The organism is Achromobacter sp. SIMBA_011, from assembly GCF_046535435.1.
Classification (GTDB): domain Bacteria; phylum Pseudomonadota; class Gammaproteobacteria; order Burkholderiales; family Burkholderiaceae_B; genus Achromobacter; species Achromobacter dolens.
Genome location: NZ_JAWRWN010000001.1, coordinates 14,296 through 38,375, shown reverse-complemented (window position 1 = coordinate 38,375; position 24,080 = coordinate 14,296). Strand labels below are relative to the sequence as shown.

Below are 24,080 nucleotides of genomic sequence, written 5' to 3'. Positions count from 1 at the left end.
GTTGCTCGGTTCGAGGGCTGTGTCGCATTCGACGTCCGCTGGCGCGGGCCGTCCGGTCAGGCCGCGCAGTTCGCGCCCTGCGCCACGCGGCGCCGGGCCGGCCAGAGGCGCAGGGCCAGGGCGCCGACCGCCGCGGCCGTGGCCACCGCGGTCACGCCGATCCAGCCCCAGTGCGCCAGTGCCAGGCTGCCGAGCGCGCCGCCCGCGGCCATGCCGATGAAGACGCTGACCATCAGCACCGCGTTGAGCCGGCTACGCGCGGCGGGGTCGATGCCATAGACAATGCTCTGGTGCGCGATCAGCGCCACCTGGATGCCCAGGTCGAAGCCGATGGCGCTGGCCGCGATCAGCCACAGGCCTGATTGGGCCGACAGCAACGGCAGCAACGCCATGGTGGCGAACGACACCGCGGTCAGCGCGGCGCCCAGGCGGCTGACGGCGTTGGGGCCGCGCCGGTCGGCGTAGCGGCCGGCCAGCGGCGCCGCCAGGGCGCCGGCGGCGCCGGCCAGGCCGAAGGCGCCGGCCGCCGCCGCGCCCAGGTGGAATGGCGCCTCGTGCAGCATGACCGCCAGGGTCGACCAGAAGGCGCTGAAACCCAGCGACAACAGGCCTTGCGCGGTCGCGGCGCGGCGCAGTTCGCCGTGCTGGCGCCACAGGCGGGGCAGCGAGCGCAGCAGTTCGGCGTAGGGCAGCCGGGAGGTCGGGGCGAACGCGGGCAGGCCGCGCCACAGGGCCGCGCCCAGCGCCACGATCGACACCGCGGCGGCCAGGAACATGGTGCGCCAGCCGAGCTGTTCGGCGACGAAGCCGCTGATGACGCGTGACAGCAGGATGCCCAACAGCAGGCCGGTCATCACCGTGCCGACGATGCGGCCGCGATGCGCGGGGGGCGCCAACGTGGCGGCGGCGGGCACGATGTCCTGCGCCAGGGTGGCGGACAGTCCGATGGCGAAACTGGCGGCCAGCAGCACGCCGATGGCGGGGGCGGCGGCGGCCAGCAACAGCGCCGCGGCGAGGGCGGCGGCCTTGATCAGGACGATGCGCTTGCGGTCGTAGCGGTCGCCCAGCGGCGCCAGCAGCAGGATGCCGAACGCATAGCCCAACTGGGTCAGCGTCGGAATCCAGCCAAGCTGGCTGGCGCTGGCGTGCAGGTCCGCGCCCAGGATGCCCAGCATCGGTTGGTTGTAATACAGGGACGCAACGGCCAGGCCGGCGCCGATGGCGAGCAGCAGGACCAGTCCGGCGGACGGATCTTGGGTTGTGGGCGCGGGGTGCGCCCGGGTATCGGAGGACATGATGAGGGTTCCGTTCAGGAAATAGGCCGCGAAGGGGGCACGGGGCAGATTCTGAGCGTCCGCGGGGGCCGTGGGTAGCCGTCCCCCGGGTAGATCCGTTATACGATAGGCGTATGACCAAGCCCGCCCTGCCCGCCGCAACTGGAACAGACCGCCTGCTGTTGCTGGAGACCTTCATACGCATCGTGGAGGCTGGCAGCCTGTCGGCGGCCGCTTTGCAGTTGGGAGCGACGCAGCCGACGATCAGCCGCCGGCTGCAGTTGCTGGAGCGCTCGCTGGGGGTGCGTCTGCTGCAGCGCTCGACCCACGCCATCCGGCTGACCGACGATGGCCAGCGCTGCTACGAACGCGCCCGGGAATTGACGACCACCTGGCAGTCGCTCGAGAGCGAGGTCAGTGGCGAGGGCGAGGACCTGACCGGGTCGTTGCGAGTGGTGGCGCCGCACGCGTTCGGTCAGAACCAGTTCATGGAGGCGTTGGCGCATTACCTGCGCCAGTATCCCCGCATGCGGGTGGAATGGCTGCTGCATGACAGGGCGCCGGATTTCATCGCCGAGAACATCGATTGCGCGATCAAGGTCGGGCCGGTGCAGGATCCTTCGGTGGTCGCGATCAAGCTGGGCGATGTGGCGCGCAGCGTCATGGCGGCGCCGTCGCTGCTGGGCGGCGGCCCCCTGCCCCGGCATCCGTCCGAACTGGCGGCGCTGCCGTGGCTCGCGCTGCGCACGTTCTACCGGGACGAAGTCAGCCTGACGCACGTCCGCACTGGCGAGGTGGCGCGCATCGACATCGTGCCGCGCCTGTCCACCGACGGCCTGTACGCGCTGCGCAAGGCCGCGCTGCAAGGCCTGGGCGTGGGTATCGCGTCGGCCTGGGCGCTGCGCGAGGAACTGGCCAGCGGCCAACTGGTGCAGTTGGCGCCGGACTGGTTCGCCCCGCCCTTGCCTGTCTATCTGGTCTACGCCCCATCTCGCTTGCAACCACCGCGGCTGCGGCGTTTCATCGAGGTCATGCGCGAGCATCTGCCCGCGGAGTTGCGCGCGAGTGACGCGGTTTAGGCGCAGATCGCGGCATATCAGGGATTACCAGCAGCGCCGCGGCCGGATTGCGACAAGTGGCATCGGCCGTTGCCAGAATGGCAGCTTCCTTGCATTTTGTGTGGAAAGTGGGCGCTAGGCATTGACCTGGGCATCGGACAGAATTTCTGTACCGAAACATCAGGGGAAAATAATGACGACACTGCTCACCACCACCGACGTCGCGAAGATCGTGGCCGCACAGGGCCCGCGCAAGGTATTCGAAGATCTGCTGGATTATCTGCTGGCCGATTTCCTGCGCTGGCAGGAGTTCGACAAGAGCGCGCGCGTCGCCAGCCATTCGGCGACCGGCGTGATCGAACTGATGCCCACGGCCGACAACGATCTTTACAGCTTCAAGTATGTCAACGGCCATCCTGGCAATCCGGCGGCCGGTTTGAGCACCGTGATGGCCTTTGGCGCGCTGGCGCAGGTCAGCACCGGCGAACCGCTGCTGATCAGCGAACTGACGTTGACCACGGCGCTGCGTACCGCCGCCACGTCGGCGCTGGCCGCCCGCGCCCTGGCTCGTCCGGGCTCGCGCAGCATGGCGTTGATCGGCAACGGCGCGCAAAGCGAATTCCAGGCGCTGGCGTTCCATCACATTCTCGGCATCGACACGTTGCATCTGTATGACGTCGACCCGGCCGCCACCGACAAGCTCGAGCGCAATCTGGCCGGCGTGCCCGGCCTGCGACTGCGACGCTTCGACAGCACCGCCGCCGCCGCCAAGGGCGCGGACATCGTGACCACGGTGACGGCCGACAAGGCCTATGCCACCATCCTGACCGTCGACATGATCGAGCCGGGCATGCACATCAACGCCGTGGGAGGCGACTGCCCGGGCAAGACCGAGCTGCACGCCGACGTGCTGCGGGCCGGGCCGGTATTCGTCGAATACGAGCCGCAGACGCGCATCGAGGGCGACCTGCAGCAGATGCCCGCCGACTTCGCAGTGACCGAGTTGTGGCGCGTGCTGACGGGCCAGAGCGCCGGCCGGCAGGGCGATCACGACATCACCGTGTTCGACTCCGTCGGTTTCGCGCTCGAGGACTTCTCGGCCCTGCGCTGGCTGCGCGACAGCGCAGTCAAGCATGGCATCGGCACCCGGGTGGAAGTGGCGCCGAGACTGGCCGATCCGAAGAATCTGTTCGAACTGGTGCGTGGCCGCCAGGCCGCCGCGCAGGCCGCGGCCCGCGCCAACCCGGCGCTGCTCAAGGACTGAGCCGCGCCAGGGCGCCGCGGCCTATTCGGATTGCGCCGGCTCGTGCGACACCGGCCGCCCCAGCAGGAAGCCCTGGAAGTGCGAGCAGCCTTCCTGCGTCAGCCTTTCCAGTTGGGCCGCGGTCTCCACCCCCTCGGCGGTGGTCGGGATATCGAGGCTGCGGCCGATGCCGTTGATGGCGCGGATGATGGCGAGCGCTTCCTTGCTCGATTCGACGTCCTGCGTGAAGGACTTGTCGATCTTGATCTTGTCGAATTCGAAGGTGCGCAGGTAGCCCAGCGATGAATAGCCGGTGCCGAAATCGTCCAGCGCCACTTTGACGCCCAGTTGCTTGAGCCGGTTGAGCGTGGTCAGGTTGGCCTCGGAATTGGCCAGCAGCACCGATTCGGTGATTTCCAACTCCAGCCGCCGCGCCGGCAGGCCGGAGGTGGCCAGGGCGGATTCCACCAGCGAGACCAGCGCGTTGTTGGTGAATTGCGTGGCCGACAGGTTCACCGCCACGGTTTCGTGCGCGTCCCAGGTCATGGCTTCGCGGCAGGCTTCGTGCAGCGTGAAGGCGCCCAGCTCGTGGATAAGGCCGGTCTCTTCGGCGATGGGGATGAAGTCGTTGGGCATGATCAGGCCCTTGGCCGGATGCTGCCAGCGCATCAGCGCCTCGCGCCCCACCGTGCGGACGTGGGTGATGTCCTTGATCGGCTGGTAGTACAACTGTAGCTGCTGCGACAGGATCGCCTGGCGCAGGTCCATTTCCATTTCGTGGCGCTTGAGCGCGGCCGCTTCCATTTCGGGCTTGAAAAACGCCAGGCAGTTGCGGCCATTGCGCTTGGCTTCGTACAGCGCCATATCGGCGTAGCGCAGCAGGTGATCGGCGCTGGCTTCCTGCGCGGTAGCCCGGGCGATGCCGATGCTGACGCTGACCGGCACCGTGTGGCCATCGACCTGGAACGGCTCGCGCACCGCATCGATGAGGCGCTGCGCCATATGGCGCAGGTCGTCGGTCTTCTCGATGCCGGGCAGCACCACCGCGAATTCGTCGCCGCCCAGTCGCGCCAGCGTGTCCTGCTCGCGCAGGTTCTTGGCCAGGCGCCGTGCCAATTGACGCAGCAGCTCATCGCCGTACTGGTGGCCAAGCGTATCGTTGACGCTCTTGAAATTGTCCAGGTCCAGGCATAGCACCGCGGCGCTGCGTTCCCGGCCCTCGGGCGACAGCGCCTTGAGGAGCCGCTCGCGGAACAGGCGGCGGTTGGGTATCCCGGTGAGCGTGTCATGGTGTGCCATGTAGCGCACCTGGGCCTGGGCCGCGTTCTCGTCGGTGATGTCGTCGGCGATCAGCAGCACGTAGCGCGAACGCGGGTCGCTGCTGTGAAACACCAGCGTCTTGCTGCGCAGCGTGCGCGGGCCGCGGCCGGTGACGACCTCTTCCTGACCGGCCTCGCGCAGGGCGCCGTCGGAGCGCAGGGCGTCATTGGTCAGGCGCTCGAAGAATTCATGGACCGCGGGCGGCAAACACTGCTGCATGGTGCGGCCCTGCATCTGCTCGCGGCGCGCGCCGAAGACGTTTTCGGTCTGCCGGTTGGCCAGCAGGATGCGGCGCGACACCGCGTCCAGCACGAGCACGCAGGACGGGATGTGCGAGACCACGGCTTCCAGGAAGCTGGACAGCGAGGTCAGCTCGCTGTTGTAGCGCTCGGCCAGTTCCTTGGCATGCAGCACCTGCAGTTCGCGTTCGCGGCGTTCGGTGCAATCGCGCGTGATCTTGGCGTAGCCGATGAGCGCGCCAGCGTCGTCGTGGATGGCGTCGATCACCACATGGGCCCAGAACGGCGCGCCGTCCTTGCGGATGCGCCAGCCTTCGGCCTCGAAGCGGCCCTGCTCGCGGGCGATGCTCAGGCCGCGTCCCGGCAGGCCCGAGGCCTGGTCGGCGGGGCTGTAGAAGCAGGAAAAATGCCGCCCCACGATTTCGTCCCGCGTATACCCCTTGGCGCGCTCGGCGCCGGCGTTCCAGTTGGCGACGGTGCCGTCGGGGTTCAACATGTAGATGGCGTAGTCAACGACACCCTGCACGAGGTGTCGATACATGACGTCGGAATGGTCGATGATCATTGAGAGTGGGCAGGCGTAACAGCTCAGGGTTTCATGCGTTGCTTGAGGGCCTGCGTGATCATGGGGATGTCGAGATCCTGACCCGGATGCTTCTGGCAGAAGTCGTACAACACCGCGATGTAGGCGTTGCCCAGCAGTTTGGTGATGGCGCCGGCGGTGGTGGCGGCGATGGTGCCGCCGATCGCGCTGCCGGCGCCGGGGATGAACTTCAGCAGGCCCGACACCACCGAGCGCCCGACCAGCGTGGCCGCGGACGCGCCCAGCGTGGACGTGACCAGCGTGCTGATGGCGGCGGTGTTCAGTTCCATGCCGAAGGTGATGCCGATCTTGGCGATCATGCCGACCTGAATCGGCACCAGCGCCACGGCGTCGGAGAACGGGATCGGCGCGGCGGCGGCCGAGGCGGCCAGGCCGGCGGCGACGTTGACCTCTATTTCAGCCCGCTTTTTTTTTACTTCCAGCGCTTTCTGGTTGCGGGTCGAGAGCGCGTTGGCGTAGGCGCGCTGCTGCGATTCGGGAATGAACGCGGCGGTGGCTTCGATCAGCGCGTCCAGCCCCATTGGCGGCAGGTCGGCGTCCAGTTCCTCGATGCGTTCGGGCAGCGCGCGCACCGCCACCACCTGGCGCGCGCGCGGCAGCAGCGCCCGCGCCTGTTCCAGGAAGGGGCTGTTCTTGCGCGCCTTGGTGAGCACGCCGATGACCGGTATGCCGGCATCGGCCAGCAGCGCGCACAGCTCGATCTCGGCATCTTCGACACGGTGGCTGCTGTCCTGGATGCACAGCCAGGCCACATGCAGATGCCGGTCCTGGTCTTCCGAAGCCGCGCGCTCGCGGATCAGGTCGGCCAGTTGCTGACGCGAGCGGGCGTAATCGCCAACTTCCAGGCCGCGGGTGTCGATGATGGTGAGCGGATGGCCGGGCCGCGAGAATTCCTGCGTGGTCTGCGTGACCGGCTTGCCGGCGCCGGTCTTGGCCAGGTCGCCGCGGAACACCGCGTTGATGAGCGTGCTCTTGCCTACGCCGGTCTTGCCGGCGACCAGGATGTTGACGCGGCCGGCGCCGCGCGTGGCGGTGCTGATCGCATCGGCGATCGCGTCCTGCAACTGGGGCGTGTCGTGGCGGGGCGGAGTCATGGTTGGCAAGGGCAGGGCGCGCGGCGGGCGCGGGAATCGGATATGGCTCGATTCTAGCGACAAACGCCGACTGGGCCTTACCGCCCGGGCGGACTGGGCCTTCCCGCCCGGCCGACGCGGGATCAGCCGTACAGGTGCTCCGCGTCCGGAAAGCGGCGCGCGCGCACGTCGGCGGCGTAGTCGCGGGCGGCATCTTGGATGCGGGCCGACAGGGTGTCGTAGCGCTTCACGAAGCGGGCGGTGCGGTCGAACATGCCGAGCATGTCGTCAACCACCAGCACCTGGCCGTCGCAGCCGGCGGACGCGCCGATGCCGATGGTGGGGCAGGCGATGGCTTCGGTGATGGCCAGCGCCAGCGGCTCGACCACGCCCTCGATCACCACCGCGAAGGCGCCGGCGTCGGCCACGGCCGTGGCGTCGGCGGCGATGCGGGCGTATTCGGCATCGCCGCGGCCGCGCGCGCCGTAGCCACCGAGAATGTTGACGGCCTGGGGCGTGAGGCCGATGTGCGCCATGACGGGAATGCCCCGCGCCGACAGGCAGGCGATGGCCGGCGCCATGGCCTGGCCGCCTTCCAGCTTGACGGCGCTGGCGCCGGTTTCCTTGAGGACGCGGGCGGCCGAGCGGAAAGCCTGTTCGGGGCTTTCCTCATAGCTGCCGAAGGGCATGTCGACCACCACCAGCGCCTGGCGCGCGCCGCGCACGACGGCGGCGCCGTGCGCGATCATCATGTCGAGCGTGACGGGCACGGTGGACGGCAGCCCATAGATGGTCTGCGCCAGGCTGTCGCCCACCAGCAACGCGTCGCAGTGGGGATCGAGCAATTCGGCCATGCGCGCGGTGTAGGCGGTGAGCATGACCAGCGGCTCGGCGCGCTTGCGGGCGCGAAAGGCCGGGACGGTCATGCGGCGCGTCGCGGCGGCGGCGGAATTCAAGGTGGCGGTGGTGGACATGCGGGCTCCTGGTCTGCGGCGCGCGGTGCCTGGTGCGGACGCCGCGCGGCACAGGTATATCACGGCGGCGGGGCCGGCGCCTCCAGCAGGGCCGCGCGCATGTCTTCGAGAAAGGTCGCGGCGATGTCGTCCAGGTGGCTGCGCCGTTTCGCCACCATGCTGATCTCGACATCGTAGTGGTAGACGTTGGCGTCCAGCGCATGCAGCAGGCCGGCGGCCACGTACGGCGCCGCATAGTGCTCGGGCAGGTATCCGAGGTGCGCGCCCGACAGGATCAGGATCAGCGCGGCCTCCATGTTGTCGGCCTCGGAGGTGATGTGGCGCGGCCGGCCGGCGAACGAGGACTCCGGCAAGGGGTAGGTGCGCCAGGTCCAGTCGGCGTCGGCCAGATCCTGCTCGGTGACGCGGCCGGCGCGCGCCGCCAGCGGATGGGTGGCGCCACAGTAAGCGATCTGGCGTTCCTGGAACAGCGCGGTGTAGTCCAGCATCGGCACCCGGTGCAGGAAGTAGCCGATGGCGACCTGCATCTCGTCCTTGAGGATCAGCTCTTCGAGTTCGCGCGGGCTGCGGATCAGCACCGACAGGCGCACGGCCTCGTCGCGCCGGCGGAATCTCTCGATGGCGTGGCCGATGCGCGCATTCTGCGCCATGGTGGCGTTGCCGATCAGGCCCAGCGTCAGGTTGCCCACCAGTTGCCGATGCATATTGCGCGCCTGCGCGCTGAAGTCATCCAGCGACGCCAGCGCGCGGCGCGTCAGCTTGTCGAAACGCTGTCCCTTGGCGGTCAGGCGAAAGCCGCCGCGCCCGCGTTCGCACAGGGTGAAGCCAAGCCGGGTTTCGAGCGTGGCGAGCTGGCTGCTGATGGTGGACTGGCCCACGCCCAGCAGGGCCTGCGCGGCCGACACGCCGCCAGCGTCGACGATGGTCAGGAAGACGCGGATCAGCCGCAGGTCGAGGTCGGAGACGTTCGAGAGCATAGGGTAACTACCGACAAAACATTGACGAAGATCGATGTGAATTTTCCGAACCAGATATGGATGGAAAAAGAGTGGATTCCTATTATTCCACCGGTGTTGCCGATTCAACCTGGCGCCGGTGCCGTCGGCGGCCAACAGGCAATCGGCAGCCCGGAGAATCGATTTTTTCCGGATTCACTTCTACGTAGATAGTTGTTTAGCCGGCGGCGGTCATTCAGCGCGCGGATCGCGCGCGACGAGACAAGGGGAAGGACATGTTTGTCGACATAGGCGTTGTCGTGGCCTATCTTGCCGCGATGCTGCTACTGGGCTGGTACGGCATGCGGCGGGCCAGGACGCACGAGGATTTCCTGGTGGCGGGCCGCAATCTCGGACCGGCCTTCTACATGGGCACCATGGCGGCCACGGTGCTCGGCGGCGCCAGCACCGTCGGCACGGTGCGGCTGGGGTATGTGCATGGCATCTCCGGTTTCTGGCTGTGCGCCATGCTGGGCCTGGGCATCATCGTGCTGAACGTGTTCCTGGCCCGGCCGCTGCTGAAGCTGCGCATCTTCACCGTGACGCAGATCCTGGAGTTCCGCTACAGCGCGCGCACCCGGCATGTCAGCGCGCTGGTGATGATGGCCTACGCGCTGATGCTGGCCGCGACCTCGGTGATCGCGACCGGCACGGTGATGCAGGTGCTGTTCGACATGCCCTTCTGGCTGGCGATACTGGTGGGCGGCGGCGTGGTGGTGGTCTATTCGGCGGTGGGCGGCATGTGGTCGCTGACCCTGACCGACATCGTGCAGTTCCTGATCAAGACAGTCGGCCTGATGGCCGTGCTGCTGCCGATCTGCCTGTCGCGGGTCGGCGGCTGGGACCAACTGGTGGCGAAACTGCCGGCGGCCAGCTTCGAGCCGACCGCGATCGGCTGGCCCACCATCGTGACGTACTTCCTGATCTATTTCTTCGGCATCCTGATCGGCCAGGACATCTGGCAACGCGTCTTCACCGCCCGCAGTGAGCGGGTGGCGAGGCTGGCGGGGGCGGCGGCGGGGCTGTATTGCATCGTCTATGGCCTGGTGGGCGCGCTGATCGGCATGACGGCGAGGGTCTTGCTGCCCGACCTGGACAACGTCAACAACGCTTTTGCCGCCATCGTGCAGGCCGAGCTGCCCGCCGGCATCCGCGGCCTGGTGATCGCGGCGGCGCTGGCGGCCATGATGTCAACGGCCAGCGCGGCGATGCTGGCGTCTTCCACCGTGTTGGCCGAGGACCTGCTGCCGGCCTTGCGCGGCGGCCGCGGCTTCACCCATGTGCGCAGCCATCGCCTGATGACACTGCTGGTCGGCGTGGCCACGCTCGGCATCGCGCTGGTGGTCGATGACGTGCTGGACGCGCTTACCTGCGCCTACAACCTGCTGGTCGGCGGCATGCTGGTGCCGATCCTGGGCGCCATCTGGTGGCGCCGCGGAACGACCACGGGCGCGATCGCCAGCATGCTGCTGGGCTGCGCCACGGCGATCGGCTTCATGATCCGCGACGGCCTGGCGGCCAATACGCCGATCTACGCCAGCCTGGCCGTCAGCGCCGTCAGCTTCATCATCGTCAGCCTGATGGGACAGGCGGCGGCGCCGGTCCACGGCGATTCATCTTCCAGGAGCACCCCATGAGTTTCACCCCCGAGAAGCTGGCCGCGTTGCGCGCCCGGTTCGGCGGCGCCAACGAAGCCGTCATCCACGATCCGCACTTTCGCGCGGTGGCGGCCAACGTCATCGACGACAGCGGCACGCGCAGCGCGCCCTATGCCGGCATGCCGACACTGCTGGATGCGCCGGCCCGGCAGATCGACTGGAGCCGGCCGGATTTCGGCGATCTGCAGGTGGCGCTGCTGGGCGTGCCGATGGACCTGGGGGCCAGCAATCGCAGCGGCTGTCGCTTCGGACCGCGCGCGCTGCGCGCCATCGAGCGCGTCGGGCCGTACAACCACGCGCTCAAATGCACGCCGGTGCGCGAGCTGCGCGTGGCCGACATCGGCGACGTGCCGATGCGCAGCCGCTACAGCCTGGAACAGTCGCACGAGGACATCCACGCGACCTACGAGAAGATCGTGGCGGCCGGCGTCACGCCGCTGTCGGTGGGCGGCGACCATTCCGTGACGCTGCCGATCCTGCGCGCATTGGGGGCGCGGCAGCCGGTGGCGCTGGTGCACTTCGATGCGCATTGCGATACCGGCGGTCCGTTCGACGGCAGCCGCTTTCATCATGGCGGGCCGTTCCGGCAAGCGGTGCTGGAAGGCGTGCTCGACCCGACCCGCACGATCCAGATCGGCATCCGCGGCTCGGCCGAGTACCTGTGGGAGTTCTCGTACGAGTCGGGCATGACGGTGATCCACGCCGAGGACATTCCGCGCCTGGGAGTGGACGCCATCATCGCCCAGGCGCGGGCCGTGGTCGGCGACGCGCCCGTGTATGTGTCGTTCGACATCGATTGCCTGGATCCGGCTTTCGCGCCCGGCACCGGCACGCCGGAGGTCGGCGGCGTGACCGTGCGCGAGGCCCAGGCCATGCTGCGTGGATTGGCGGGCCTGGACATCGTCGGCGGTGACCTGGTGGAAGTGGCGCCGTCGTATGACGCCACCGCCAATACGGCGCACGCGGGCGCGCAGATCCTGTTCGAGATCCTGAGCCTGATGCGGCTGCGCGGCGCGCGCTGAGGCGTCGGGACCCGGCGCGCCGATGCTTTGGCGCCGCGCAGCAGGCACGTTGGCAAGGGTTCTGTCGCCGTCGCAGATCTGTCATGCCGGAAAAAAAGGCCCGGCATGTGCCGGGCCCTCGGGAACATCGGCCGGTGTCAGAAGTGGATCACGGTGCGGATCGATTTGCCTTCATGCATCAGGTCGAAGGCCTCGTTGATGCGGTCCAGCGGCAGTGTGTGGGTGACGAACGGATCCAGGTCGATCTTGCCGTTCATCGCGTCCTCGACCATGCCGGGAAGCTGGGTGCGGCCCTTGACGCCGCCGAAGGCCGAGCCGCGCCAGACGCGGCCGGTGACCAGTTGGAACGGGCGCGTGCTGATTTCCTGGCCGGCGCCGGCCACGCCGATGATGATGCTTTCGCCCCAACCCTTATGGCAGCATTCGAGCGCGGCGCGCATCACGTGCACGTTGCCGATGCATTCGAACGAGAAGTCCACGCCGCCGTCGGTGAGCTCGACGATCACTTCCTGGATCGGCTTGTCGTGGTCCTTGGGGTTGATGCAGTCGGTGGCGCCCATGGCGCTGGCCAGCACGAACTTGTTGGGGTTGGTGTCGACCGCGATGATGCGGCCGGCCTTGGCCTGCACCGCGCCCTGGATCACCGCCAGGCCGATGCCGCCCAGGCCGAACACGGCCACGGTGTCGCCTTCCTTGACCTTGGCGGTGTTGTGCACCGCGCCCAGGCCGGTGGTGACGCCGCAGCCCAGCAGGCAGACCTTCTCGTGCGGCGCGGCCGGGTTGATCTTGGCCAGCGAGATCTCGTTGACCACGGTGTACTCGCTGAAGGTCGAGCAGCCCATGTAGTGGTAGAGCGGCTTGCCTTCATAACTGAAGCGCGAGGTGCCGTCGGGCATCACGCCCTTGCCCTGGGTGGCGCGCACTTTCTGGCACAGGTTGGTCTTGCCCGACAGGCAGAACTTGCACTCGCGGCACTCGGCCGTGTAGAGCGGGATGACGTGATCGCCCGGCTTGAGCGAGGTCACGCCCTCGCCGACCTCGACCACCACGCCGGCGCCTTCATGGCCCAGCACCGCGGGGAAGAGGCCTTCGGGGTCGTCGCCGCTGAGGGTGAAGGCGTCGGTGTGACAGACGCCCGTGTGGGTGATCTGCACCAGCACTTCGCCGCGCTGCGGGGGCGCGACGTCGATTTCAACGATTTCCAGCGGCTTGCCGGGTCCGAATGCAACTGCTGCGCGTGATTTCATAGCTTGCTCCACGATGTCGATGGCGTTATTTCAGATAGGAACGGACGATGCGCATGATCTGATCGATTTCCGCTTCGGGTTCGATCGTGGCGCCGGGCCGTCCGCCCTGGGCGGATTGGAGGAAGGTCTCCCGGAGATGGCTTTCGAGCACTTCGGCCATCAGGCCGGTGGCCGCGCCGCGCAGGGCGGCCAGTTGTTGCAGCAGCGCGCCGCATTCCGTGCCTTCGTTGACGGCGCGCTCCAGCGCCAGCGCCTGGCCCTGGATGCGGCGCAGGCGCGTTGTGACGCGCTTTTTCTCTGCGGGGGAATGGGGCACACTGGGCTCCGGTAGATACAGGGGGGGAGTATACGCAGGCATGGCGTCCGCGTCCAATGCGGGCGGCCTGTCTGTACATGTCTAGTGGCCCCTATAATCGGTTTTCGTCCAACGGCACGACACAGGATATTCCGTGGCTTCCAATCCGCCCCGGCTGCCGGCCCAGGCCAATGCCCTGCCCGCGCCGCTCTATGCGCAACTCAAGCAGATGATCGCCCAGCAGATCCGCAGCGGCGCCTGGCCGGCGCATTACCGCGTGCCGTCGGAAAGCGAACTGGTGCAGGAGCTGGGCTATTCCCGCATGACCATCAATCGCGCGCTGCGCGAGCTGACGGCCGAGGGCCTGCTGGTGCGCATGCAGGGCGTGGGCACGTTCGTGGCCCAGCCCAAGACGCGCTCGGCGCTGTTCGCGGTCAACAACATCGCCGACGAGATCGTGGCCCGCGGCCATCGCCATCACAGCCGCGTCGTGCGGCTGCTCGAGGAAGCGGCCGGCAGCGAGCAGGCCGCCGCGCTCGACATCCGCGAAGGCCAGCCGGTGTTTCATTCGCTCATTGTGCACTTCGAGGACGACGTGCCGATCCAGCTCGAAGACCGCTACGTCAACGTGCGGTTGGCGCCCGACTACCTCAAGCAGGATTTCACTCGCCACACGCCCTATGAATACCTGACGCGCGTGGCGCCGCTGACCGAAGGCGAGCACGTGGTCGAGGCCATCGTCGCCAAACCGCGCGAATGCCAGTTGCTGCAGATCGAGCGCAGCGAGCCGTGCCTGCTGATCCGCCGGCGCACCTGGTCGGGCGAGCGCGCCGTCACCCTGGCGCGCCTGATCCACCCTGGCTCGCGCCACCGCCTGGAAGGAAAATTCTCCACATGACTTCGCCAGACGTGCGCCTGTACCGCGCACAGGACTATCCCCGCATGCCATGGCGCAATGGCGGGGGCACCACGCAGGAGGTGGCGTGCAACGCCGGAGGCAGCAGCGCCGCGTTCACCTGGCGCCTGTCGATCGCCGAGGTGGCCCAGGACGGCGGCTTTTCCGCGTTCAATGGGTTGCAGCGCGTCATTACCGTGCTGGAAGGCGCGGGCATCGCGCTGACCGTCGACGGCCGCGCGCAGGCGCCATTGCGGGCGCGCCAGGCCTACGCCTTCCCGGGCGACGCGCGGGTCGATTGCCGCCTGCTGGACGGCCCCATCCGCGATTTCAACCTGATCTATTCGCCGCGCCACCACCACGCGCGGCTGCAATGGATTGGCGGCGCGCGCGACTGGACCTTCCACAGCGCGGCCACCACCGTGCTGCTGTTCAATGCGGGCGACGCGCTCACGGCGCGGCGCGACGGCCATGTGCTGCCGGCGCCGGCGCGCTACGACTGCCTGCACCTGGAGAGCGCGGAAGGGCTGGCCGAATACCGCCTGGAATCGGCCACGGTGCTGGACGCCTGCCTGATCGAGCTGCAGCCGCGCCAGGGCTGATGCCGGGGTGCGACGCCCGCCGAGCGCGGCGTCGTACGGGAAATCCCTGATCGGTAACCGGGTCCGGCCAGCTTGTATATACAAGCATAGGCGTCCTATGATTCCGCCAGCAGGCCGCGCATCGCGCCGCGCCATCGATCATGGAGACCGCCTTGGAACAATCGAACCGTTACCGCGACGTCGAGATCCGCGCGCCGCGCGGCAACCAGCTCACCGCCAAGAGCTGGCTGACCGAGGCGCCGTTGCGCATGCTGATGAACAATCTCGATCCGGACGTCGCGGAGAATCCCAAGGAACTGGTGGTCTATGGCGGCATCGGCCGCGCCGCGCGCGATTGGGATTGCTACGACAAGATCGTCGAGACGCTCAAGCGCCTGGAGGACGACGAGACCCTGCTGGTGCAGTCGGGCAAGCCGGTAGGCGTGTTCAAGACCCACGCCAACGCGCCGCGTGTGTTGATCGCAAATTCCAACCTGGTGCCGCATTGGGCCACCTGGGAGCATTTCAACGAACTCGACGCCAAAGGCCTGGCCATGTATGGGCAGATGACCGCCGGCAGTTGGATCTACATCGGCAGCCAGGGCATCGTGCAGGGCACCTACGAGACCTTCGTCGAGGCGGGGCGCCAGCATTACGACGGCAAGCTCGCCGGCCGCTGGGTGTTGACCGCGGGCCTGGGCGGCATGGGCGGCGCGCAGCCGCTGGCGGCGACGCTGGCCGGCGCCTGCTCGCTGACGATCGAATGCCAGCAGGCCAGCATCGACTTCCGCCTGCGCACCCGTTATGTCGACGAACAGGCCGCCGACCTGGACGACGCGCTGGCCCGCATCGCGCGTTATACCAAGGCGCGTCGCGCCGTGTCGGTGGCGCTGTGCGGCAATGCCGCCGAGGTATTGCCCGAGCTGGTGCGGCGCGGCGTGCGCCCGGACATGGTCACCGACCAGACCAGCGCCCACGATCCGCTCAATGGTTACCTGCCCGCCGGCTGGACCTGGGCCGAATACCGCGAGCGCGGCAGGCGCGAGCCCGCCGCCGTGGTCAAGGCCGCCAAGCAGTCGATGGCGGTGCACGTCCAGGCCATGCTGGCATTCCATCGTCGGGGCGTGCCGACGTTCGACTACGGCAACAACATCCGCCAGATGGCCATGGAAGAAGGCGTCGCCAACGCCTTCGATTTTCCGGGGTTTGTGCCCGCCTACATCCGCCCGCTGTTCTGCCGCGGCGTTGGCCCGTTCCGCTGGGCCGCGCTGTCGGGCGACCCGCAGGACATCCACAAGACCGACGCCAAGGTCAAGGAACTGATCCCCGACGACGCCCACCTGCACCGCTGGCTCGACATGGCGCGCGAGCGCATCCGGTTCCAGGGCCTGCCGGCGCGCATCTGCTGGGTCGGCCTGGGACAACGCGCCAGGCTGGGCCTGGCATTCAATGAGATGGTGCGCAGCGGCGAGCTGTCGGCGCCGGTGGTGATCGGCCGCGACCATCTGGATTCCGGCTCCGTCGCCAGTCCCAACCGCGAAACCGAGGCCATGCGCGACGGTTCCGACGCGGTTTCCGACTGGCCGCTGCTCAACGCGCTGCTGAACACCGCGGGGGGCGCCACCTGGGTGTCGCTGCATCACGGCGGCGGCGTCGGCATGGGCTTCTCGCAGCACGCCGGCATGGTGATCGTGTGCGATGGCACCGATGCGGCGGCCGAGCGTATCGCGCGTGTGCTCACGAACGATCCGGGCACCGGGGTGATGCGTCATGCCGACGCGGGCTATGAGGCCGCGGCCGATTGCGCCCGCGAGCAGGGCCTGGACCTGCCCATGGTCAACGCGCAACGCTGATCCGGGGCCGGCGGCCACGGCACCACAACCGGGCTCCACCGCGCGGCGCCCGCCAGGAGACAACGCATGGAGCAGGACAGCGAGGCGCGCAATGGGGCGCACGACGGAGCGCTGATCGAGCGGCGCTCGATCGACTTCATTCCGGAGGCCGAACGCCATGGCAGGCTCTACAGTCAGTTCACGCTGTGGCTGGGCGCCAATCTGCAGATCACCGCCATCGTCACCGGCGCGCTGGCGGTAGTGCTAGGCGGGGACGTGTTCTGGTCGCTGGTCGGGCTGTTCATCGGCCAGGTCTTCGGCGGCGCCGTCATGGCGCTGCACGCGGCCCAGGGGCCCAGGCTGGGCCTGCCGCAGATGATCTCCAGCCGCGTGCAGTTCGGCGTCTACGGCGCGGCCATCCCGATCGTGCTGGTGTGCCTGATGTATCTGGGGTTCACGGCTACAGGCGCCGTGCTGTCGGGGCAGGCCATCGGCCAGTTGCTGGGCGTCAGCGACAGCGCAGGCATCCTGCTGTTCGCCGCCGTCATCGTGCTGGTCACGGTGTTCGGTTACCGCACGATCCACATGATCGGGCGCGTGGCCAGCGTGCTGGGGCTGATCGCGTTCGTCTACCTGTTCAGCCGTGTGATGACGCTGGGCGACGTGGGCCAGTTGCTGCAGATCCGCCATTTCAACTGGACCTCGTTCCTGCTGGCGGTGTCGCTGGCGGCCTCGTGGCAGATCGCCTATGGCCCCTACGTGGCGGATTACTCGCGCTACCTGCCCAGCCGCACCTCGTCGTCCAGGACCTTCCTGGCGGTGGGCCTGGGTTCGGTCGCGGGCGCGCAGATCGCGATGACGCTCGGCGTGCTGGCGGCGGCCATGGCGGCGGGCCAGTTCGCCGGCCGCGAAGTGGCCTACATCGTCGGACTGGGCGGCGCCGGCGCCACCGCTGCGCTGTTGTACTTCAGCATCGCCTTCGGCAAGGTCACCATCTCGACGCTGAACTCTTACGGCAGCTTCATGTGCATCGCCACCATCATCAGCGGCTTTCGCGGCCATGTGGAGATCTCGCGACGCCAGCGGCTGGTGTTCGTGCTGTTGATCGTCGGCGCGGCCACCTGTGTGGCGCTGGTGGGGCAGCATTCGTTCCTGAACGCGTTCAAATCGTTCATCCTGTTCCTGCTGGCCTTCTTCACGCCCTGGAGCGCCGTCAACCTGGTTGACTACTATTTCATCAACCGCGAGCGCTACGACGTCGCCGCGCTGTCGGATCCCGATGGCCGCTACGGGCGCTGGAACTGGCCCGGCATCCTGGTCTACGTGGCCGGCGTGCTGGTGCAGATGCCCTTCATCTCGACCAGGCTCTACACCGGTCCGATGGTCGCGCGCCTGGGCGGCGTGGACATCTCGTGGATCATCGGGCTGATCGTGCCAGGCCTGCTCTATTACGTGTTCGCCCGCCGCGGGCAGACGCCTGCGCCCCACCCGACCCTGCGCGGACACGACATCGCATGACATCGGATATCCGTCCTGGAGAATAAGAAATGGATCTGCACTTGAATCCTGGCCACCTGACGCTGGCGCAACTGCGCCAGGTGTACCAGCAAGCGGGCCGCGTGACGCTGGATCCGGCCGCCTACGGCCAGATCGACGCCAGCGTCGCCTGCGTCGAGCGCATCATTGCCGAAGGCCGCACTGCCTATGGCATCAACACCGGCTTCGGCCTGCTGGCCTCGACCAAGATCGCCCGCGAAGACCTGCAGGCGCTGCAGAGCTCGCTGGTGCTGTCGCATGCCGCCGGGGTGGGCGAGCCGCTCGACGACGCCATGGTGCGGCTCATCATGGTGCTCAAGATCAACAGCCTGGCGCGCGGCCGCTCGGGCATCCGCCGCCAGGTCATCGACAGCCTGATCGCGCTGGTCAATGCCGGCGTGTATCCGCATATCCCGCTGAAAGGCTCGGTGGGCGCTTCCGGCGACCTGGCGCCGCTGGCGCACATGTCGCTGCTTTTGCTGGGCGAGAGCCGCGCCCGCTGCGACGGCGAGTGGCTGCCGGCCAGGGCGGCGCTGGCCCGCGCCGGACTGGAGCCCCTGACGCTGGCGGCCAAGGAGGGCCTGGCGCTGCTGAACGGCACCCAGGTGTCCACGGCCTACGCGCTGCGCGGCCTGTTCGAGACCGAGGACCTGCTCGCCGCGGGCCTGGTGTGCGGCAGCCTGAGCGTGGAAGCGATGCTCGGCTCGCGCGTGCCGTTCGACGCCCGCATCCACGAGGCGCGCGGCCAGCCGGGCCAGATCGACGTGGCCGCGGTCTACCGCGACCTGCTGACCGAAGACAGCGAGGTCGGCCATTCGCACGTGGACTGCGACAAGGTCCAGGACCCCTACTCGCTGCGCTGCCAGCCGCAGGTGATGGGGGCCTGCCTGACGCAGATCCGCCACGTGGCGCAGGTGCTGCAGATCGAGGCCAACGCCGTGTCCGACAACCCGCTGGTGTTCGCCGAACAGGGCGACGTGCTGTCGGGCGGCAACTTCCATGCCGAGCCGGTGGCGCTGGCGGCCGACAACCTGGCTCTGGCGCTGGCCGAGATCGGCGCGCTGTCCGAGCGCCGCATTTCGTTGATGATGGACAAGCACATGTCGCAACTGCCGCCGTTCCTGGTGAGCAACGGCGGCGTCAATTCGGGGTTCATGATCGCGCAGGTCACGGCGGCCGCGCTGGCCAGCGACAATAAGGCGCTGGCGCATCCTGCCAGCGTCGACAGTCTGCCGACCTCGGCCAACCAGGAAGACCACGTGTCGATGGCGCCGAATGCCGGCAAGCGGCTCTGGCCGATGGCCGACAACGTGCGCGACATCCTGGCGATCGAGTGGCTGGGCGCCTGCCAGGGGCTGGACTTCCGCGCCGGGTTGAAGACCTCTCCCAAGCTGGAACGCGCCCGCGGCCTGCTGCGCGAGCAGGTCGCGCACTACGAGAAGGACCGCTTCTTCGCGCCCGACATCGAGGCCGCCAGTCGGTTGATCGCTGGCCGTCACCTGAACGCGCTGATGCCGGCTGGCCTGTTGCCCAGCCTTTGAGCGCATCGACGATAAGGGGAGTACGCGCATGAAACAGATCTGGCGCAACTGCCACGTGGCGACGATGGCCGGCGGCGAATACGCCGCCGTCGAACGCGCCGCGCTGGTGACGCGCGGCCAGCACATCGAGTGGGTCGGCGCGGAAGCCGACCTGCCGCGCGGCGACGAGGCGGCCGAGCACGACCTGGGCGGCGCCTGGGTGACGCCGGGGCTGATCGACTGTCACACGCATCTGGTGTTCGGCGGCGACCGCAGCCAGGAGTTCGAACAGCGCCTGCAGGGCATGGACTACGCGGTGATCGCGGGACAGGGCGGCGGCATCGCCAGCACGGTGCGCGCCACCCGCGCCGCCACCGAGGCGCAGTTGTACGCCAGCGCTCGGCGACGCGCGCTGCATCTGCTGCGCGATGGCGTCACCACGCTGGAGATCAAGTCCGGCTACGGCCTGGACCTGCCCAATGAGCGCAAGATGCTGCGGGTGGCGCGCCACCTGGGGCAGACGCTGCCGTTGACGGTGCGCGCCACCTGTCTGGCGGCGCATGCGCTGCCGCCTGAATTCGCCGGCCGCGCCGATGACTATATCGACGAGGTCGCGCGTCGCATGCTGCCGGTGCTGGCGGCCGAAGGGCTGGTGGACGCGGTGGACGCTTTCTGCGAGCACCTGGCCTTCTCGCCGGCGCAGGTCGAGCGGGTATTCCAGGCCGCGGCCCAGTTGGGCCTGCCGGTGAAGCTGCATGCCGAGCAATTGTCGTCGCTGCACGGCGCCAGCCTGGCCGCGCGCTACGGCGCATTGTCCGCCGACCATCTGGAATACCTGACCGAGGCCGACGTCCGCGCCATGGCGGCGGCCGGCACGGTGGCGGTGCTGTTGCCGGGCGCGTTCTACGCGCTGCGTGAAACGCAACTGCCGCCGATCGACCTGCTGCGGCGGCACGGCGTGCCGATCGCGATCTCCAGCGACCTCAACCCGGGCACCTCGCCTGCGTTGTCTCTGCGGCTGATGTTGAGCATGGCATGCACTCTGTTCCGCTTGACGCCGCAGGAGGCGCTGGCCGGCGCTACGGTCCACGCGGCGCGCGCGCTGGGCCTGCAGGCCAGCCACGGCGTGCTGGCGCCGGGCAAGGTCGCCGACTTCGTGGCGTGGGACATCGCCCATCCGGCCGAGCTGGCGTACTGGATCGGCGGCGAACTGCCCAAGCGGGTCATCCGCCACGGCGAGCCGGTCTGCGCGACCGCGCTGGACTGACCCGGCGCCGGTCCGCGGCCGGCGCCGCGCGCGCGGATCAGGCCGACAGCGCCAGGCGCTCACGCGCCGGCAGGGCCGGCGGCGCGTACTCCTGCTGGCCAGCCGGCAGCCGGAAGGTGCTGACCGAATGCTGCAGGCGCTGCGCCTGCGATTCCAGCGAGGCCGCGGCGGCGGCGGCCTGTTCGACCAGCGCGGCGTTCTGCTGCGTCACCTGGTCCATCTGGGTCACCGCGGTGTTGACCTGATCGATGCCGGTGACCTGTTCGTGCGAGGCGCTGGCGATGTCGCCGACCAGCGTGGTCAGCCGCTCGATCGCCGCCTGGATTTCCTCCATGGTGCGGCCGGCGGTCTCGACCTGGGCCGCGCCGGCCTGCACCGTCGCGCCCGAGGCGCCCAGCAACTGCTTGATTTCCTTGGCGGCGCTGGCGCTGCGTTGCGCCAATGAGCGCACTTCGCCCGCCACCACGGCGAAGCCCTTGCCCTGCTCGCCGGCGCGCGCGGCTTCGACCGCCGCGTTCAGCGCCAGGATGTTGGTCTGGAAGGCGATGCCGTCGATCACGCCGACGATGTCTTCGATGCGCCCCGAGTCCTGCGCGATTTCTCGCATCGTGGCGACTGCGCTCTGCACCGCGGCGCCGCCACGGCGGGCCACTTCCGACGCCTCGGCGGCCATGGCGTTGGCCTGGCGCGCGTTGTCGGCGTTGCTGGTGACGGTCGACAGCAACTGTTCCATGCTGGCCGCGGTTTCCTCGAGCGCGGCGGCCTGTTGCTCGGTGCGGCTGGACAGGTCCTGGTTGCCGGCGGCGATCTCGCTGGAGCCGGTGTTGATTTCAGCCACGCCGTCGCGCACCGAATGCACCGTCCGCACCAGGCTGGCCTGCATTTCCTGCAGGTAAGGGATCAACTGGCCGACGCAGTTGTTGCCAAACGGGGCAATGGGCGCGGTCAGGTCGCCCGCGGCGATATGCTGGAAGTGGCGCTTGACCACGTTCAATGGCCGCTGCATGAAGTGCACGACATAGCGGTCGCCCAGCACCAGCAGCAGCAGGCTGACGCCCAGCACGATGCCGATGCCCGCGAACGCTTCGCGGCGCTCGGTCATGGACCGTTCGATCAGGGCCTCCTGGCGCTGCCTGGCGTAGGCCTGGTAGTTTTCGATGCTTTTGCCGAAGGCGCGGCTGGCGGTGACGACCGGTCCGGCGGCGTGGGCGCGCGCCTTCTCGATGTCGTCCTGCGCCAGGAAGTTGCGCTGCACCGCGATGCCGCCATTGACCAGCGCATCGAAGTCGTTGCGCAATGGGTCGAGGATCGACGCGGGCGTATCGTTCTTGGCCGACTCCAGGAATGCCTGCTGGTTCTTGCGGGCTTCCTCCAGCGCCGCGTCGATCGCGCGGCCTTCTTCGGCGGCGGGCGCGGCCAGGCCGTCGCGGGCGTATTCAAGCTGCCGCGCCAGCCGCAGGCGGGCGCGCATGATCTGGTCGTTGATGAGGGAAAGCGAGGAAACTTCGTTCAGCAGGTCGTTGCTGGCTTCGAGGGCGTCGCTGGCGTGGCGCAACCCGTTCACGCTGATGGCTGCCTGGCCGGCGAACAGGACACTGATCAGGAGCAACGTGCTCAGGATCATGCGGCGGATGGTGATGTCTTTCAGGAACTGTGTCATACGCGTCTTTCTTGGGGGTAGGAGACTGCCTCACCCCGGACAACGGCCCGGCCCCTTTGATATTTAGCGCGTGTTGCACATCTTACGTATGTGTCGGCCTGTCAGCGATATATAACGACATTAACCGCAATAAAAGCGTCTTTTCATCGCGTGGCGGGCGTTTCGGCCGGCTCGATCGCGCCAAAGCGCAGCCGCGCGAAGCTTGCCAGGCTGGCCAGCGCGGCGCACAGGCCGCCCAGCCACAGCGCGATCACGGCGCCGTGGGTGGTCGATACGTTGAAGCAGGCGGCCACCAGCGCCGCGCCGGTGGCCTGGCCCAGCAGCCTCACCGTGCCGATCATGCCGCTGGCCCCGCCCGCGCGCGAGGGCGGCGCGGAGGTCATGATGGCGCGCAGGTTGGGCGACTGGAAGAAACCGAAGCCGGCGCCGCACAGTGCCATGCGCCAAGAGATGTCCCAGGCCGAGGGCGCGGCCGGCAGCAGCGCCAGCGACGCCATGCCCAGGGCCAGGAGCGCCAGCCCCACGCCGCCCAGCATGCCGGCCGGATAGCGGTCGGACATGCGCCCGGCGATGGGCGCCATGATCGCCACCACCACCGGCCACGGCGTGATGAGAAAGCCGGTATGCACCTGGGTGTAGCCGAGCACCGTCTGGAACAGGAACGGCAGCGACACGAACGCCAGCGCCTGCGCCGCGAACGCGCACACCGCGGTGGCGGCGGACAGTGCGAACAGCGGTCGGCGCAACAGGTCCACCGCCAGGATCGGCGCCGGGTGGCCGGCCTGGCGCCGCATCAGCAGCCACAGGCTGGCCGCCGCCAGGCCCCATTCCAGGGTGACGCGCGGCCACGGCGCGCTATGCGCCAGTTCGTTCGAGCCGAGCACGAACAGCCCCAGCGTCATGGCGCACAGCGCCGCGGCCAGGCCGTCGAAGCCGTGCGGCGCGCGCGTGGTCAGGGGCAGGCCGCGCAGGCCCAGCGCCACCGCCAGCAGGCCGATCGGCACGTTGATCAGGAACAGCCAGTGCCATGACCCCAGCAGCAGGATGGTGGAGGCCGCGGTCGGCCCTGCGGCGAACGACAGGCCCACCACCATCGCGTTCAGGCCCATGCCGCGGCCGAGCACCGGGGCTGGATAGATGAAGCGCAGCAAGGCCGCGTTCACGCTCATGACGCCGGCCGCGCCCAGGCCCTGCAGGATGCGGGCCGCCACCAGCACCGGCAGGGAGGGCGCCAGCCCACAGGCCAGCGAGGCCAGGGTGAACACCACGATGCCGACCATGTAGACGCGCCGGTGTCCCAGGATCTCGCCCAGCGCCGCCGCCGGCAAGAGGCCCGCGACCATCGCCAGTTGGTAGCCGCTGATGACCCAGATGGAACCCGCGTCGCTGGCCTGCAGGTCGCGAGCGATGGTGGGCAGCGCGGTGTTGGCGATGGCGGTGTCGAGGCTGGCCATGCAGACCGCCAGCATGACGGCCAGCAGCGCGCCCAGGCGTTCGGACGCGGGCAGGCCGCGGCCCGCCGGATGGATGGTGTTGCTTGAGAAGGAGAACATGAGGAGACGCGCGGCGAAACGCCGGGGCCGACGGCTGTGGGTGAGCGTTGATTCTAGTGCGACATGTCGATTCAACGCTTCGTCAGCCGGGCGGACGTGGCCGTGCCGTGGGCGCCCGGGCGGCCAGCGCGCCGGGACGGCACGCGCAATGGCGGACGCGCGGTGATTATCGGCCGCTCGGCATTAATGCGACCGGGCGGTCACGCGGCGGCGTCGGAATAATCATCAACGAAT

Annotated in this window: 20 protein-coding genes; 11 read left to right on the top strand and 9 right to left on the bottom strand. The window is 68.6% G+C overall.

What is annotated here, in order from left to right; genetic code table 11:
* Nucleotides 1–56 precede the first annotated feature (56 nt).
* On the bottom strand, nucleotides 57–1,295 hold the full coding sequence (locus tag SB816_RS00175) for an MFS transporter (protein ID WP_064528777.1): 1,239 nt from the start codon (nucleotides 1,293–1,295) through the stop codon (nucleotides 57–59).
* A 113-nt stretch (nucleotides 1,296–1,408) separates the two neighbouring features.
* On the opposite strand from SB816_RS00175, the gene SB816_RS00170 reads away from it, so the two are divergent.
* The gene (locus SB816_RS00170) at nucleotides 1,409–2,353 is read left to right on the top strand and encodes a LysR family transcriptional regulator (RefSeq protein ID WP_064528779.1); all 945 of its coding nucleotides are present in this window, start codon (nucleotides 1,409–1,411) and stop codon (nucleotides 2,351–2,353) included.
* Nucleotides 2,354–2,525: 172 nt separating this feature from the next.
* Nucleotides 2,526–3,596, top strand: a complete 1,071-nt coding sequence (locus SB816_RS00165; RefSeq protein ID WP_144656572.1) for an ornithine cyclodeaminase — start codon at nucleotides 2,526–2,528, stop codon at nucleotides 3,594–3,596.
* A 21-nt stretch (nucleotides 3,597–3,617) separates the two neighbouring features.
* Here the strand turns inward: SB816_RS00165 and SB816_RS00160 are convergent, their stop codons facing one another.
* The 4 genes from SB816_RS00160 to SB816_RS00145 form a co-directional block, all read right to left on the bottom strand.
* Nucleotides 3,618–5,699, bottom strand: a complete 2,082-nt coding sequence (locus tag SB816_RS00160; RefSeq protein ID WP_116791698.1) for a GGDEF and EAL domain-containing protein — start codon at nucleotides 5,697–5,699, stop codon at nucleotides 3,618–3,620.
* Nucleotides 5,700–5,722: 23 nt separating this feature from the next.
* On the bottom strand, nucleotides 5,723–6,832 hold the full coding sequence (locus SB816_RS00155) for a YcjF family protein (RefSeq protein ID WP_054488422.1): 1,110 nt from the start codon (nucleotides 6,830–6,832) through the stop codon (nucleotides 5,723–5,725).
* 122 nt (nucleotides 6,833–6,954) lie between these two features.
* The gene (gene panB, locus SB816_RS00150; protein WP_054503678.1) at nucleotides 6,955–7,785 is read right to left on the bottom strand and encodes a 3-methyl-2-oxobutanoate hydroxymethyltransferase; all 831 of its coding nucleotides are present in this window, start codon (nucleotides 7,783–7,785) and stop codon (nucleotides 6,955–6,957) included.
* 59 nt (nucleotides 7,786–7,844) lie between these two features.
* Nucleotides 7,845–8,762, bottom strand: coding sequence for a LysR family transcriptional regulator (locus SB816_RS00145; protein ID WP_410546378.1), 918 nt, complete (start codon nucleotides 8,760–8,762; stop codon nucleotides 7,845–7,847).
* 21 nt (nucleotides 8,763–8,783) lie between these two features.
* Between SB816_RS00145 and SB816_RS00140 the strand changes: the two genes are divergently transcribed.
* From SB816_RS00140 to speB, 3 genes are all read left to right on the top strand, one after another.
* On the top strand, nucleotides 8,784–8,954 hold the full coding sequence (locus SB816_RS00140) for a hypothetical protein (RefSeq protein ID WP_167517681.1): 171 nt from the start codon (nucleotides 8,784–8,786) through the stop codon (nucleotides 8,952–8,954).
* Nucleotides 8,955–9,016: 62 nt separating this feature from the next.
* Nucleotides 9,017–10,417, top strand: coding sequence for a sodium:solute symporter (locus tag SB816_RS00135; protein WP_054503676.1), 1,401 nt, complete (start codon nucleotides 9,017–9,019; stop codon nucleotides 10,415–10,417).
* On the top strand, nucleotides 10,414–11,460 hold the full coding sequence (speB, locus tag SB816_RS00130) for an agmatinase (RefSeq protein WP_054503675.1): 1,047 nt from the start codon (nucleotides 10,414–10,416) through the stop codon (nucleotides 11,458–11,460). The genes SB816_RS00135 and speB overlap by 4 nt, the downstream gene beginning before the upstream one ends.
* Before the next feature lie 137 nt (nucleotides 11,461–11,597).
* On the opposite strand, the gene SB816_RS00125 is transcribed toward speB, so the two are convergent.
* The gene (locus SB816_RS00125) at nucleotides 11,598–12,707 is read right to left on the bottom strand and encodes an S-(hydroxymethyl)glutathione dehydrogenase/class III alcohol dehydrogenase (protein ID WP_054503674.1); all 1,110 of its coding nucleotides are present in this window, start codon (nucleotides 12,705–12,707) and stop codon (nucleotides 11,598–11,600) included.
* Nucleotides 12,708–12,732: 25 nt separating this feature from the next.
* A complete protein-coding gene (locus SB816_RS00120) occupies nucleotides 12,733–13,023 on the bottom strand; it encodes a metal/formaldehyde-sensitive transcriptional repressor (protein ID WP_006392430.1) in 291 nt (96 codons plus the stop codon).
* A gap of 133 nt (nucleotides 13,024–13,156) precedes the next feature.
* On the opposite strand from SB816_RS00120, the gene hutC reads away from it, so the two are divergent.
* From hutC to hutI, 6 genes are all read left to right on the top strand, one after another.
* The gene (hutC, locus tag SB816_RS00115) at nucleotides 13,157–13,900 is read left to right on the top strand and encodes a histidine utilization repressor (RefSeq protein WP_175167250.1); all 744 of its coding nucleotides are present in this window, start codon (nucleotides 13,157–13,159) and stop codon (nucleotides 13,898–13,900) included.
* Nucleotides 13,897–14,499, top strand: coding sequence for a HutD family protein (locus SB816_RS00110; protein ID WP_054503673.1), 603 nt, complete (start codon nucleotides 13,897–13,899; stop codon nucleotides 14,497–14,499). The genes hutC and SB816_RS00110 overlap by 4 nt, the downstream gene beginning before the upstream one ends.
* Nucleotides 14,500–14,639: 140 nt before the next feature.
* Nucleotides 14,640–16,331, top strand: a complete 1,692-nt coding sequence (hutU, locus tag SB816_RS00105; RefSeq protein WP_410546377.1) for a urocanate hydratase — start codon at nucleotides 14,640–14,642, stop codon at nucleotides 16,329–16,331.
* A 66-nt stretch (nucleotides 16,332–16,397) separates the two neighbouring features.
* Nucleotides 16,398–17,828, top strand: coding sequence for a purine-cytosine permease family protein (locus SB816_RS00100; protein WP_054503671.1), 1,431 nt, complete (start codon nucleotides 16,398–16,400; stop codon nucleotides 17,826–17,828).
* 29 nt (nucleotides 17,829–17,857) lie between these two features.
* Complete coding sequence (hutH, locus tag SB816_RS00095) at nucleotides 17,858–19,387, top strand: histidine ammonia-lyase (RefSeq protein WP_054503670.1); 1,530 nt, start codon at nucleotides 17,858–17,860, stop codon at nucleotides 19,385–19,387.
* A gap of 28 nt (nucleotides 19,388–19,415) precedes the next feature.
* Nucleotides 19,416–20,633, top strand: coding sequence for an imidazolonepropionase (gene hutI, locus SB816_RS00090; protein WP_054503669.1), 1,218 nt, complete (start codon nucleotides 19,416–19,418; stop codon nucleotides 20,631–20,633).
* A gap of 37 nt (nucleotides 20,634–20,670) precedes the next feature.
* On the opposite strand, the gene SB816_RS00085 is transcribed toward hutI, so the two are convergent.
* Together SB816_RS00085 and SB816_RS00080 are read right to left on the bottom strand one after the other, a co-directional pair.
* Nucleotides 20,671–22,293, bottom strand: coding sequence for a methyl-accepting chemotaxis protein (locus SB816_RS00085; protein ID WP_054503668.1), 1,623 nt, complete (start codon nucleotides 22,291–22,293; stop codon nucleotides 20,671–20,673).
* A 143-nt stretch (nucleotides 22,294–22,436) separates the two neighbouring features.
* Nucleotides 22,437–23,846, bottom strand: a complete 1,410-nt coding sequence (locus SB816_RS00080; RefSeq protein ID WP_054503667.1) for an MFS transporter — start codon at nucleotides 23,844–23,846, stop codon at nucleotides 22,437–22,439.
* Between the last annotated feature and the right edge of the window lie 234 nt (nucleotides 23,847–24,080).